At 66.2% G+C, this 12,833-nt stretch carries 12 protein-coding genes; 7 read left to right on the forward strand and 5 right to left on the reverse strand.

The genetic code is table 11. The annotated features are described in order from the left end of the window. Entirely contained in the window at positions 1-1,563 is a 1,563-nt protein-coding gene (pgi, locus tag ASS64_RS05300; protein ID WP_067691044.1) for a glucose-6-phosphate isomerase, read from the reverse strand. A 67-nt stretch (positions 1,564-1,630) separates the two neighbouring features. Here pgi and lepB point away from each other — a divergent pair, with 67 nt between their 5' ends. The 4 genes from lepB to ASS64_RS05320 are packed head-to-tail and all read left to right on the forward strand — an operon-like array spanning position 1,631 to position 5,382. Continuing rightward, positions 1,631-2,527 (forward strand): signal peptidase I, encoded by an 897-nt coding sequence (gene lepB, locus ASS64_RS05305; protein ID WP_067691046.1) that lies wholly within the window; start codon positions 1,631-1,633, stop codon positions 2,525-2,527. Continuing rightward, positions 2,524-3,195 carry a ribonuclease III gene (rnc, locus tag ASS64_RS05310; RefSeq protein ID WP_067691048.1) on the forward strand — a complete coding sequence of 224 codons (672 nt, stop codon included), beginning with the start codon at positions 2,524-2,526 and terminating at the stop codon, positions 3,193-3,195. Before lepB ends, rnc begins: the two co-directional genes overlap by 4 nt. After that, positions 3,192-4,106 carry a GTPase Era gene (era, locus tag ASS64_RS05315; RefSeq protein WP_067691050.1) on the forward strand — a complete coding sequence of 305 codons (915 nt, stop codon included), beginning with the start codon at positions 3,192-3,194 and terminating at the stop codon, positions 4,104-4,106. Before rnc ends, era begins: the two co-directional genes overlap by 4 nt. Before the next feature lie 40 nt (positions 4,107-4,146). Further along, entirely contained in the window at positions 4,147-5,382 is a 1,236-nt protein-coding gene (locus ASS64_RS05320) for an MgtC/SapB family protein (RefSeq protein ID WP_198147660.1), read from the forward strand. Between the two features lie 10 nt (positions 5,383-5,392). Here the strand turns inward: ASS64_RS05320 and ASS64_RS05325 are convergent, their stop codons facing one another. From ASS64_RS05325 to plsY, 4 genes are all read right to left on the reverse strand, one after another. Continuing rightward, positions 5,393-5,575, reverse strand: coding sequence for a hypothetical protein (locus ASS64_RS05325; RefSeq protein ID WP_067691057.1), 183 nt, complete (start codon positions 5,573-5,575; stop codon positions 5,393-5,395). Then, positions 5,575-8,142 (reverse strand): type I DNA topoisomerase, encoded by a 2,568-nt coding sequence (gene topA, locus ASS64_RS05330; protein ID WP_067691060.1) that lies wholly within the window; start codon positions 8,140-8,142, stop codon positions 5,575-5,577. Before topA ends, ASS64_RS05325 begins: the two co-directional genes overlap by 1 nt. Before the next feature lie 260 nt (positions 8,143-8,402). Then, positions 8,403-9,512, reverse strand: coding sequence for a DNA-processing protein DprA (gene dprA, locus ASS64_RS05335; RefSeq protein WP_067691063.1), 1,110 nt, complete (start codon positions 9,510-9,512; stop codon positions 8,403-8,405). Next, positions 9,509-10,096, reverse strand: coding sequence for a glycerol-3-phosphate 1-O-acyltransferase PlsY (gene plsY / locus ASS64_RS05340; protein WP_067691066.1), 588 nt, complete (start codon positions 10,094-10,096; stop codon positions 9,509-9,511). Before plsY ends, dprA begins: the two co-directional genes overlap by 4 nt. A gap of 112 nt (positions 10,097-10,208) precedes the next feature. Here plsY and murI point away from each other — a divergent pair, with 112 nt between their 5' ends. From murI to hemA, 3 genes are all read left to right on the forward strand, one after another. Then, positions 10,209-11,003 carry a glutamate racemase gene (gene murI / locus ASS64_RS05345; RefSeq protein WP_083508198.1) on the forward strand — a complete coding sequence of 265 codons (795 nt, stop codon included), beginning with the start codon at positions 10,209-10,211 and terminating at the stop codon, positions 11,001-11,003. Positions 11,004-11,009: 6 nt separating this feature from the next. Then, the gene (locus ASS64_RS05350; protein ID WP_067691072.1) at positions 11,010-11,492 is read left to right on the forward strand and encodes a hypothetical protein; all 483 of its coding nucleotides are present in this window, start codon (positions 11,010-11,012) and stop codon (positions 11,490-11,492) included. Positions 11,493-11,600: 108 nt separating this feature from the next. Beyond that, complete coding sequence (hemA, locus tag ASS64_RS05355; RefSeq protein ID WP_067691075.1) at positions 11,601-12,821, forward strand: 5-aminolevulinate synthase; 1,221 nt, start codon at positions 11,601-11,603, stop codon at positions 12,819-12,821. Positions 12,822-12,833: the final 12 nt, after the last annotated feature.

A 12,833-nucleotide genomic window follows, 5' to 3' on the forward strand; every position in this document is an offset into this window, starting at 1 on the left:
CTAAGCGAGGCCAGCCGCTTTCACCAGCGCCTCGGTGCTGGCGTCGAATTCCTCGCCTCCCTTTTCGATCGCTTTCGCCATCGCCTTGCCGAGTTCGACGCCGAACTGGTCGAAGGGGTTGATGCCCATCAGCGCGGCATTGGCGAAGGTGCGGTGTTCGTGGAAGGCGATCAGCGCGCCCAGCGCGGCGGCGTCGAGGTCGTCGCACAGGATCGTCGCCGAGGGGCGGTCGCCGGGATAGTTGCGCGCGGGGTCCTCGCCCGCCTTGCCCGCCATCAGCGCGGCGCCTTGCGCAAAGCAGTTCATCAGCAGGATGCGGTGGTGCGCGGGGTCAAGCTCGTCGCCCGGTGCCACGCTGGCGATGAAGTCCACGGGGATAAGGTGTGTGCCCTGGTGAAGCAGCTGGAACACCGCATGCTGCGCATCGGTCCCCACCCCGCCCCAGGTAATCGGCGCGGTCGGGCCGTCGACCGGCTGCATGTCGGCGGTGACGCGCTTGCCGTTCGATTCCATTTCGAGCTGCTGGAGGTAGTCGGGGAACAGGCCGAGGCGCTCATCATAGGCGAAGACCGCGCGCGTCTGGCAGCCGCGCACGCGGGTGTAGTAAAGGTCCGCGAAGGCCGCGCGCAGCACGAGGTTGGCTGCGCCGTCCGTGTCGCGGAAATGCTCGTCCACCGCCTTCGCGCCGGCGAGCATGGCGCGGAAATCGTCCATCCCCACCGCCATGGCGATGGGAAAGCCGATCGACGACCAGATCGAATAGCGTCCGCCGACGCTTTCCTGGAACGGCAGGATGCGCGTTTCGTCGACCCCCCATTCGACCGCGCCTTCGGGATTGGCAGTGAGCGCGATCACGCGTCCGCCCGGATCGCTCACGCCATTGTCGCGCAGCCATTTGAGCGCGCTTTCGGCATTGGTCATCGTCTCGATCGTGGTGAAGGTCTTGCTGGCGACCGCGATCAGCGTCTTGGCCGGATTGCATTTGGCGAAAGCCTCTTCCAGCGCGACCCCATCGATGTTGGAGACGACGTGGACGTCGCAATAGGACAGGTCGCGGCTGAGCGCATCGACGCCCAGCGCCGGACCCAACGCGCTGCCACCGATGCCGATGTGGATCAGGTGCTCCACCTCGCCCAGCGCGCCCTGATGGATCGCGCCCACAAGCATGCCCATGCGATCGATCAGCGCCATCGCCTCCTCGACCTTGGCCTCGTCGCCCGTGCCGCGCAGCGTCGCGTGGTCGGCGGCGCGCCCCTCGGTCGGGTTGACCACCTCGCCGCCGAACAGCTTGGCGCGCATGCCGGCAAAATCCATCGCCTCGGCCAGTTCCTCGAACGCCGCGATCACCGCGCGATCGAGATGCGTTTTCGACCAGTCGAACAGGATGCCGCCATCCTCCGCGCCCTCGCCCAGCTCGATCCGGCCCGAGAGCATCGCTACGCGCTCCGCACCGCCCGGCTCGTCGGCGCCCTCGCCGCCATCGCGGGTGGCGCTGAACAGCTCGCCCAGCGTCGGGCGCGGCAGGTTTTCTAGCTTGTCCCAGATCGCGGCGGCAGAGGTCATCGTTCAAAAATCCTTTCGTGTGCGCAGGTGCGCGACTAGGGACTTCGGCGATGATTGAGAACCCCGCATGACAGAGCAGGCGCTGGATACCAATTCGCCCGATGAAGCAACAGCGAAGCCCGAGCAGAAGGAAACGCTCGGCAGCTTCCTGTGGTTCGTCGCCAAGCTGGTGATCGCCGTGCTCATTTTCCGTAGCTTTATCTTCTCGCCCTTCACCATTCCCAGCGAATCGATGCTGCCGAACCTGCGCAACGGCGATTATCTGGTCGCGGCGAAATGGCCCTACGGCTATTCGAAACTGTCGCTGCCGGGCCAGGTTCCGCTGTGGGAAGGCCGCATTCTGGCCGACCTGCCCGAGCGCGGAGACGTCGCGATCTTCAAGCACCCGGTGACAGGCACCGATTACGTCAAGCGCGTGATCGGCCTGCCCGGCGACACGGTGGCCGTGCGCAACGGTGTGGTGATCCTCAACGGCGAACCGCTGCCGAAGGAAGCGGCGGGCTATGCCGACATTCCGATGAGCGCGAATACGAGCTGTCGCCGCGACGGCGGCGTGGTGGTCGATGGCACGACCTGCCGCTACCGCCAGTTCCGCGAAACGCTGCCGTCGGGCAAGAGCTACATGACCGTCGATTTCGGCCCGGTCGGGCCGCGCCTGCTGACCGACGGCATGGGCGGGATCGCCACCGATTCGCGCGGCGTTCCCATCCGCGTCGATCCCGACGATATCGACCCGATCGTCATCCCGGCCGGCCAGCTGTTCGTGATGGGCGACAATCGCGACAATTCGCTCGACAGCCGGTTCCCCGCCGTGCCCGATGGCGGCGTGGGGCTGGTCGATGCGGATCTGCTGGTCGGCCGCGCCAGCCGCGTCCTGTGGTCGACCGATGGAAGCGCGCGGTGGCTGCTGCCCTGGACCTGGTTCACCGCCGCGCGCTGGGACCGGATCGGCAGCGACATATGAGCGCCCTCGCCCCCGAAACGCGCGAATGGCTCGCCGAGAACGGTTTCACGGTTAGGGACGAGGCGCGCTGGTTCGCCGCGCTGACCCATGGCAGCATGGGAGAGAGGCAGGATTACGAGCGGCTCGAATTCCTCGGCGATCGCGTGCTGGGCCTGTCGATCGCCGACTGGCTCTATGCCCAGAGCGATGCCCCCGAAGGCAAGCTCGCCCAACGCCTCAATGCCATCGTCAGCCGCCAGATGTGCGCGCAAATCGCACGCGGCATCGGCCTGCCACCGCATGTGCGCATTTCGAGGCAGGCGAGCAGCGATGGCGGGCGCGACAGCGACAATATACTCGGCGATGTGATGGAGGCCTTGCTGGGCGCGGAATTCCTCGACAATGGCTTCGATGCCTCACGCAAGCTGGTCCACCTGCTATGGCGGCCGGCGCTCGAAAGCGGGGCGGGCAAGTCGAAGCATCCCAAGAGCGCGTTGCAGGAATGGGCCGCGGGCAATCAGCGCAAGCCACCCGAATACGAGCTGGTCGAGCGTTCGGGCCCCGACCATGCGGCGCGCTTCACCGTGCGGGTAAAGGTCCAAAAGGTCGGCGAAGCGGAAGGCACCGCGAACAGCAAGCAGGAAGCCGAAAAGCAGGCTGCACGGGAATTCATGGAGAAATTCGGGTGAGCACTACGCAAACCAAATGCGGCGTCGTCGCCGTCCTCGGCGCGCCCAATGCGGGTAAGAGCACGCTGGTCAACCAGCTCGTCGGCCAGAAGGTCGCGATCACCAGCGCCAAGGCCCAGACCACCCGCGCGCGGATGATGGGCATTGCGCTGCATAAGAGCGACGATGCCGACACGCAGATGATCCTGGTCGACACGCCGGGCATTTTCGCGCCCAAGCGGCGGCTCGACCGTGCGATGGTGAGCGCGGCCTGGGAAGGCGCCGAGGCCGCCGACGCGGTGCTTCTGCTGGTCGATCCGGTCAAGCAGCGCCGCCACGAGCTCGAGCCGCTGATCGAACAGGTCGCCCAGCGTCCCGAGCGCAAGATCCTGGTGCTCAACAAGGTCGATGTCGCGAAGAAGGAGCCGCTGCTCGCATTGGCGCAGGAGCTGACCGGCAAGGCCCAGTTCGAGGAGGTCTATTTCGTCTCCGCACTGACCGGGGACGGCGTGCCGGAGATGAAGGATGCGCTCGCTGCGATGATGCCCGAGGGTCCGTGGATGTATCCCGAGGACCAGGTTTCAGACGCCAGCGAACGCCTGCTCGCCACCGAGATCACGCGCGAACAGCTCTACAAGCAGCTGCACGAGGAACTGCCCTACGATTCCGCGGTACGGCCGGAAAAATACATCCAGCGGCCCGACGGCAGCGTGGAAATCCACCAGCAGATCGTGGTCATGCGCGACAACCAGCGCGCCATCGTGCTGGGCAAGGGCGGTAGCCGGATCAAGGCGATCGGCCAAGCCGCGCGCGAGGAGCTCTCCGAACTGCTAGGCCAGAAGGTCCACCTCTTCCTCCACGTCAAGACCGACGAGCGCTGGAGCGAGGACAAGGAAATGTTCGAGGAAATGGGGCTCGACTGGAAGAGCTGAGCTAGGAGATTTCCCGCTGGAGATGCTTGCGTCCCGTTTTTTGCCCCAACTGACCGCAGCGCTCGCGGTGGGGCTGCTGATCGGGATCGAACGGGGCTGGAAGCTGCGCGGTGAAACGTCGGGGATGCGGGTCGCCGGCATAAGGACTTTCATCCTGCTCGGCATGACAGCGGGGCTCGCAGGCATCATCGGCCTGCAAGGATATGCCATCGTTTCGGGTATCGTTGTCGCAGTCGCCGCGGCGCTGGTGGCGATCGGGTACTCGCGTTCGATACTCGACACCGGCAGGCCCGATGCGACCAGCGCGGTGGCCGCCATGGTGACGCTCGGGCTGGGGTTCCTCGCGGGGATCGGCGAAGAGGCGCTGGCCGTTGCGGGCGCGGCGGTGGCCACGCTGATCCTCGCGCTGCGCGGTGAGGCCCATCGCTGGGTCGGCGCGCTCGACGAGGCCGACATCAAGGCTTTCGCCCGCTATGCGGTCATCGCGCTGGCGGTGCTGCCTTTCCTGCCCGAAGGCCGCTACGGCCCCTACGACGCGTGGGAGCCGCGCGTCTTGTGGCTGGTGGTCGTCATCGTCACCGGCTTTTCCTTCGTCGGCTATGTCGCCAACCGCATGTTCGGCGCGCGCCGAGGGACGATCGCCACCGCGGTGATCGGCGGGGCCTACAGTTCGACTGCCGTCACCCATTCCTTCGCCCAGCGCCTCGGTTCGGGCATGGGCGGCGGCGCGGAGAATGCGGGGATCGCGCTGGCCAGCGCGGTCATGTACCTGCGCGTCATCATCCTTGTCGCGGTGCTCGCGACCAGCCTGCTCGAACCTTTCGTCCTCGTGGTGACGCCTGCGCTGATCGCGGGCTTTACGGCGAGCTACTGGCTCTACCGCAAGGCCCCCAGCACGACCGGACCGGCGCCGCCCGGCAACCCCATCGCCATGCTGCCCGCCCTGACCTTCGTCGCCTTCGTTGCGCTTGCCGCAGTGGCCGCCCGCTGGGCAGAGGGCGAATTCGGCGAACAGGGCATCGCCATCCTGCTGCTGCTCATGGGCAGCATGGATGTGGATGCGGCCATCGTGACCGCGGGCGCGCTGGAACCCGGCACGATCGCGCCGCGCCTCGCCGCGCTGGCCATCGCGGGAACGATCCTCGCCAATATGAGCGTGAAGCTCGGCGTGACGCTGGTCTATGGCAGACGCGAGGCACGCCCCGCCGCAGCGGCACTGGCTGCAAGCATGCTGGCCCTCGCGGCGAGCCTGGTGGCAGGTTACGCGCGGCTCTGAAGGGCGCCGGCTACCGCTTCTTCGCGATCTTGATCTTGTTCTGCTTGGCGAAGCTTTTGGTCGATTCCTCGCTGCGACCCAGCGCCTTGGCGATCTGCTTGAGACCCTGCCCCTTGGCGGCGAGGGTGCGCAGCTGGCCCGCCTCCTCGCCCGTCCAGGGTTGCTTGTGCCGTTCGAAGCGGTCCTTGGCCATCAGTCCGCCGCGGCTTTCTTGGCCGTCGCCGTCTTCTTCGCTGGAGGCTTCTTCTTCGCCGGAGCCTTCTTCTTGGCCGGCGTCTTGCGCTTCTTCTTAGCCGGTCCCTTTGCCGCGCGGGCATCGATCAGTTCGATCGCCTGCGCCTCGGTCACGTCCTCGGGCTTCACGTCCTTGGGGATCGTGGCATTGGTGGTGCCGTCGGTAACATAGGGGCCATAGCGGCCCGGCATGACCTTGATCTCGCCGCCGCTGGTCGGGTGTTCGCCCAGCGTCTTGATCGGTTCGGCCTTGCCGCGTCCGCCGCCCTTGCGGTTGGCCGCCTGCGCGAGAATGTCGACCGCGCGGTTCATGCCGACCTCGAAGACCTCGCGCGTGCTCTGCAACTTGCCGTACTTGCCGTCATGGCGCAGGTATGGCCCGTAACGCCCTATCGCGGCTTCGATTTCCTTGCCGGTCTCGGGATGCGCACCAACGATGCGCGGCAGGCTCAAGAGCTTCAGCGCCCATTCGAGATCGAAATCGTCGAGGTCCTTGGGGATGCTCGCGCGCTTGGCTTCCTTGCCCTCGCCCAGCTGGACATAGGGACCGAAGCGTCCGCTCTTGCGCTCCACCGGCAGGCCGGTTTCCGGATCCTCGCCCATCACGCCGTCATCGGCACCGTCGTCGCCATCGGAGCCGCCCGGCTTGGCGAACTGGCGGGTGTATTTGCACTCGGGATAGTTGGCGCAGGCGACGAAAGCCCCATAGCGGCCACCGCGCAGCGCCAGCCGTCCGCCTTCGCGGCCTTCGGTTTCGCATAGCGGGCAATGGCGCGGATCCTTGCCGTCGGCACGTTCGGGGAAGAGATAGTCGGCGAGGAAATCGTCGAGCACTTCGGTCACTTCCGAAGGCTTCTTCTCCATCACCTCTTCGGTCTTAGGCTTGAAGTCGCGCCAGAAGGCTTCGAGCAGCTGCTTCCAGTCCTCGCGCCCGTCGCTGACGGTATCGAGCTCGTCCTCCAGCCCGGCAGTGTAGTCGAAGGCGACATATTGCGGGAAGAAGCGCTCGAGGAAGGCAGTCAGCAGGCGGCCCGATTCCTCGGCATGGAAGCGGCTTTTCTCCATCCGCACATAGGCGCGGTCGCGCAAAGTCTGGATGGTGCTGGCATAGGTCGAGGGGCGACCGATGCCGAGCTCCTCGAGCCTTTTGACCAGGCTGGCTTCGGAAAAGCGCGGCGGCGGCTGGGTGAAGTGCTGGTTGGCATCGACGCCCTTCTTGAGCGGGCTGTCGCCCTTGGCGATCGTGGGTAGAAGGCCGTCCTCGTCGTCGTCCGCATCGTCGCGCCCTTCCTGGTAGACCGCCAGGAAGCCCGGATATTTCACCACCTGGCCGGTGGCGCGCAGCTCGTGCTGGCCGGTGGCATCGCGCAGGGTCACGCTGGTCCGTTCGAGGCTGGCGGCGGCCATCTGGCTGGCCATCGCGCGCTTGTAGATCAGGTCGTAGAGCCTGCCCTCGTCGCCCGATCCGGCGCGGTCCTGGTTGAAATTGGTCGGCCGGATCGCCTCGTGCGCTTCCTGCGCGTTCTTGGCCTTCGACTTGTACATGCGCGGGCTGTCGGGAAGCGCATGGCCGCCATAGCGATCGGCCACCGCCTTGCGGCAATCGGCAATCGCGCTGCCATCCATGCTCACGCCATCGGTACGCATGTAGGTGATCGCGCCCGCCTCGTAGAGCGACTGCGCGCACCGCATCGTGTGGCTGGCGGAAAAGCCCAGCTTGCGTGCGGCTTCCTGCTGCAGCGTGGAGGTGGTGAACGGCGGCGCGGGATTGCGCTTGAACGGCTTGGTCTCGACCTCCTCGACCGTGAAGTTCGCGCCCTCGACCGCGGCCTTGGCGGCCATGGCGCTGTCCTCGTTGCCGAGGGTGAGCTTTTCCAGCTTCTTGCCATCGTAGCGCACCAGCCGCGCGTCGAACTCGGTGCCGTCGTGCTGCAGCTTGGCGATGACCGACCAGTATTCGTCGGCACGGAAATGCTCGATCTCGATCTCGCGGTCGACGATCAGCCGCAGCGCGACCGATTGCACGCGCCCTGCGCTCTTCGCGCCCGGCAGGCGGCGCCACAGCACCGGCGAGAGGGTGAAGCCGTAAAGATAGTCGAGCGCGCGGCGCGCGAGATAGGCGTCGATCAGATCCTGGTCGAGCTCGCGCGGCGCCTTCATCGCCTCGGTCACCGCCTGCTTGGTGATTGCGTTGAAGGTCACGCGTTTCACGTCCTTGGGTAGCGCCTTGCGCTTCTGCAACAGCTCGCGCACGTGCCAGGAAATCGCTTCGCCTTCGCGATCGGGGTCGGTCGCGAGGATCAGCTGGTCGGCGGCTTTCGCATTGTCGGCGATTTCCTTGAAGCGCTTCTGCTTGTCGCGATAGAGTTCCCAGTCCATCGCGAAGCCTTCGTCGGGCCGCACGCTGCCGTCCTTGGGCGGCAGGTCGCGGACGTGACCGTAGCTGGCGAGGACCTTGAAGTCCTTGCCGAGGTATTTCTCGATGGTTTTCGCCTTGGCGGGCGATTCGACGATGACCAGTTGCATGGAGGTGGTTGCAGTCCCTTACGTGTGTACGTGCGTATACGCGCGAAAATGGGGACCGCTCCCGACGCTCGTCAAGCGCCAAAACGGAACGGGCCGCCCGTATTAGGAGGTACGGAAGCGGCCCGTCGCGAGCGCCGTTGGGGGGTGCTCGCTATCCGATCTGAATTGTCTGGAGGCAACCGAATCGGTCACCACGTATTTCTACTATAGGGTGCCTTGCTGCGTCGCGCTTGCAATAACGCGTCAACTTTGCGCCGAAATCAGCCTGCCAGGCTCACCCGGCCGCCCGCATGGCGCTCCAGCCGGCCGGCGACTTCCAGTTCGAGCAGCGCGAGTTGCACCGCACTGGCGCCGGCATCGGACTGGCGGATCAGCTCGTCCACCGCCACCGGCGCGGTGGTGAGGAGATCGGCGATCTCGGCCGGCTCGGCTGCCGCCAGCTCGCCCGGCTCGAATTCGAACCCGGGAGCCGCCTCGCGGAAGGTCGAACGCGGCACGCCGTCGAAGCCGGACAGCAGTTCGACCACGTCTTCGGGCGCCTGCACCAACACCGCGCCTTCGCGGATCAGGTGATTGCAGCCGTGGCTGCGCGCCTCGAGCGGGCTGCCGGGGATCGCCATGACCTCGCGCCCCGCTTCGCCCGCCAGGCGCGCAGTGATCAGGCTGCCCGATTTGACCGCCGCCTCCACCACCAGCGTCCCGCCCGCGAGGCCGGCGATAATGCGGTTGCGACTGGGAAAATGGCTGCCGCGCGGTTCGGTGCCCGGCGGCTGTTCGGCGAGCAGCAGGCCCTCATTGGCAATCCGTTCCTGCAGATCGCCATGCTGCGGCGGATAGGCAATGTCGATCCCGCTGGCGATCACGCCGATGGTGGCGGGAAATGCGCCTTCGTGCGCGGCGCCGTCGATCCCGCGCGCTAGGCCCGAGACCACGGTAAAGCCCGCCTCCGCCAGGCCTTGCGCGAAATCGCGCGCCAGCTTGACCGCCGCGGCGCTGGCATTGCGCGCGCCGACCATGGCGACGCAGGGCCGCGAGGCCAGCGGCAGGTCGCCGCGCCAGGTGAGGATCGGCGGCGCACCGTCGATCCGGCCGAGCAGGACGGGATAGTCGGGCTGGTCGTGAAACAGATATTTCGCGCCCGCCTTGCGCACCGCTTCGACCTCGCGCTCGATCCTGTCGGCGGGGCAGGCACGATATTGGCGACCGCCCCGCTTGCCGAGATCGGGCAGTGCGTCGAGCGCCTCGGGGGCGCTACCGAAGCGCTGCAGCAGCATGGCATAGCTGACCGGGCCGATATTGGGCGAGCGCAGCAAGCGGATGCGGGCAAAGGCCTCGTCCTGCGACAATGCGGGCTGCGCCGCGACGGTCACTCTTTCGCGCCGCCGATCCGGGGCTCTTCGCCCTTCATCAGCCGCGCGATATTGGCGCGGTGGAGGTAGATGATCAGCAATGCGATCGCGGCGAGGACGGGGAAGAACTGCGGATAGCCGAACAACGGCGCAGCGGCTGCGGCTGCGACGACCGCCGCCATCCCTGCGAGTGAGGACACGCGGAAGATCGCCAGCACGCTCAGCCAGACGAAGGCATAGGCCAGCCCCAGCGGCCAGGCGAGGCCGAACGACACACCCGCATTGGTCGCCACGCCCTTACCGCCCTTGAAACCCAGCCACACGGGGAAGCAGTGCCCCAGCACCGCCGCGCCCGCGGCAAAGGCCTGTCCGACCTCGCCCCAGAGCTGACCCGCGATAACTACGGGGGCGAGCCCCTTGGCCAGATCGAGCAGCAGCGTGGCGGCGGCGAGCCCCTTGTTGCCGGTGCGCAGCACGTTGGTCGCGCCGATATTGCCCGATCCGATCTGGCGCACGTCCCCCATGCCCGCCGCCTTGGTCAGCAGCAGGCCGAAGGGGATCGATCCGATCACATAGCCGAGCAGCGCTGCGTAGAATGCGTCCACGGAAAACCTCCGGTGCTGGGCGCCCGGTCGCGGCCACGCCCTTCCTCTTTGATTACGCTGTAAAAGTAAGTACGGCCCTTCGACAAGCTAAAGGCCGCACGGAATATCCGCTTTGGACGCAACATCCCCCATCCTGCTGTTCGATTCCGGTATCGGCGGGCTGACCGTGCTGGACGAAATGCGCAAGGTGCTGCCCGACGCGCCGGTGATCTATGCCGCCGACATGGCGGGCTTGCCCTATGGCACGAAGAGCGAGGCGGAGGTTGCCGCGCGCGTCGCCGGTCTGCTCGGGCGGATGGCCGAGCGCTACCAGCCGCGGCTCATCTGCATCGCCTGCAACACTGCCAGTACGATCGCACTGGGCATGGTCCGCGACGTGCTGGAAACGCCGATCGTCGGCACCGTTCCCGCGATCAAGCCCGCCGCCGCGCTGACCAAGAGCGGCGTATTCGGCCTGCTCGGCACCGAAACGACGATGCGACAGAAATACGTCGACGATCTCGAACATGCTTTCGCGGTGGGCAAACGGCTGCTGCGCCACGGCGCCAACGAACTGGTCCCGCTGGCCGAGGCCAAGCTGCGCGGCGAAGGCGTGCGCGTCGACGATGTGGCCGAGGTCGCCAAGGGCCTCGTGCTGCAGGCCCATGGGCGCGAGATCGACACCATCGTGCTCGCCTGCACACATTTCCCGCTGCTCGAGGACGAGTTGCGCGAAGCCTTCGGCGAGGATGTCGACTTCGTTCACGGGGCACAGGGAATCGCGCGACGGATCGCGCATCTGACCGAGGGGCAACGCTTCGAACGCGGCTCGGGCGATCGCGCGGTGACGACGGGAGAGTTGGCGGATTTCGAGCGGCTCTCACAGGCCTTTGCCGCGCGCGGCATAGACCGGCTGGAGAAATTCTGAACCGCCATGACTCGTGACCGCTCCGATCTGGCGCAGGCAAGCCTCGAGCGACTGGCCGAAGTCGGCGGCGATATCACCCGGCCCGTGCTCGACGCCTATTACGCCCGCCACCCCGATGCGCGCGCCTCTTTCGAGCATCACGGGCTGGGCGAGACGGCCGTGCTCGAGGGCCGCATGGTGGCCGAAAGCCTGTACCTGCTCCTGACCTGGGTCGAGGACCCGGCAACGGCGAGGATCGATCACGGCACCGCGATCGTCCACCACAACGACTCGCTGGATATCCCCCCGCGCTGGTATCTCGGTCTGGTCGATGCCGCACTTGAAGTGCTGCTGCACACCATCCCCGCCGATGCGCCCGACGAGCGTGCGTTGTGGCTTGCTGTGCGCGATGAGTTCGCAAGCTTCGTCGAGAGTTTGCGCAGCGAATTCGTGCATGACGACGGAGGCGATCCGCTGCCCCGATTCGAGGCTCCCTTGCCCGCCGATTGACTTGCGAACGGCTCGCAAAGATCGCGGTGGCGATTTGCAACGTATTTGACTAATGGGGCCTGCACAGTCAGCCGCGGACGGGCGGCGCAGAAACGGGCGAAAACGCCAGTGAACTACGACCAGATTTTCGACGAAGCGATTGCCAGACTGCACGAGGAAGGCCGCTATCGCGTCTTCATCGACATCCTGCGCAACAAGGGCGCCTTCCCCAATGCGCGCTGCTTCGCCGGCCACAACGGTCCGAAGCCGGTCACCGTCTGGTGTTCGAACGACTACCTCGCCATGGGCCAGCACCCCAAAGTCATCGCGGCCATGGAAGAGGCGCTGCACGATGTCGGCGCAGGCAGCGGCGGCACGCGCAATATCGGCGGCAACACGCATTACCACGTCCAGCTGGAAGCCGAGTTGTCGGACCTCCACGGCAAGGACGCAGCACTGCTCTTCACCAGCGGCTATGTCTCCAACGACGCAACGCTGTCGACCGTGGCCAAGCTGCTGCCGGGCTGCGTGATCTTTTCCGACGAGCTCAATCACGCCAGCATGATCGCGGGCATTCGCAATTCGGGCTGCGAGAAGCGCGTCTTTCGTCACAACGACCTCGAGCACCTCGAAGAACTGCTTGCCGCCGAAGACGAATCGACGCCCAAGCTGATCGCTTTCGAAAGCGTCTATTCGATGGATGGCGACGTCGCCCCGATCCACGCGATCTGCGACCTCGCGGAGAAATACAACGCGCTTACCTATATCGACGAGGTCCATGCAGTGGGCATGTACGGCCCGCGCGGCGGCGGCATTTCGGAGCGCGACAAGGCCGCGCACCGGATCGACATCATCGAAGGCACGCTGGGCAAGGCGTTCGGCGTGATGGGCGGCTATATCGCGGCCGACAAGAAGATCGTCGACTGCATCCGCAGCTACGCCCCAGGCTTCATCTTCACCACGTCGCTCAGCCCCGCGCTGGTCGCAGGCGTGCTCGCGGCGGTGCGGCATCTGAAGGAAAGCAGCGAGGAACGCGAAGGCCAGCAGGCCGCCGCCGAACTGCTCAAGCGGAAGATGCGCGATGCCGGCCTGCCGGTGATGGACAGCGTCACCCACATCGTGCCGCTGATGGTCGGCGATCCCGTCCACGCCAAGAAGATCAGCGACATATTGCTCGCGGAGTATGGCGTCTACGTCCAGCCGATCAACTTCCCCACCGTGCCGCGCGGCACCGAACGCCTGCGCTTCACTCCCGGTCCGGCCCATACCGCCGAAATGATGGATGGACTGGTCGAGGCGCTGGTCGAGATCTGGGACCGGATGGACATGGATTTGGCGAAAGCCGCGTAAGCTGCGTGCTAG

The sequence above is a fragment of the Erythrobacter sp. AP23 genome, assembly GCF_001542855.1.
Lineage (GTDB): Bacteria > Pseudomonadota > Alphaproteobacteria > Sphingomonadales > Sphingomonadaceae > Qipengyuania.

Coding starts and splice junctions, on each gene's coding strand:
- pgi (WP_067691044.1), bottom strand. CDS start 1,563: ATGACCTCTGCCGCCGCGATCTGGGACAAGCTAGAAAACCTGCCGCGC.
- lepB (WP_067691046.1), top strand. CDS start 1,631: ATGACAGAGCAGGCGCTGGATACCAATTCGCCCGATGAAGCAACAGCG.
- rnc (WP_067691048.1), top strand. CDS start 2,524: ATGAGCGCCCTCGCCCCCGAAACGCGCGAATGGCTCGCCGAGAACGGT.
- ASS64_RS05325 (WP_067691057.1), bottom strand. CDS start 5,575: ATGGCCAAGGACCGCTTCGAACGGCACAAGCAACCCTGGACGGGCGAG.
- topA (WP_067691060.1), bottom strand. CDS start 8,142: ATGCAACTGGTCATCGTCGAATCGCCCGCCAAGGCGAAAACCATCGAG.
- ASS64_RS05350 (WP_067691072.1), top strand. CDS start 11,010: ATGACTCGTGACCGCTCCGATCTGGCGCAGGCAAGCCTCGAGCGACTG.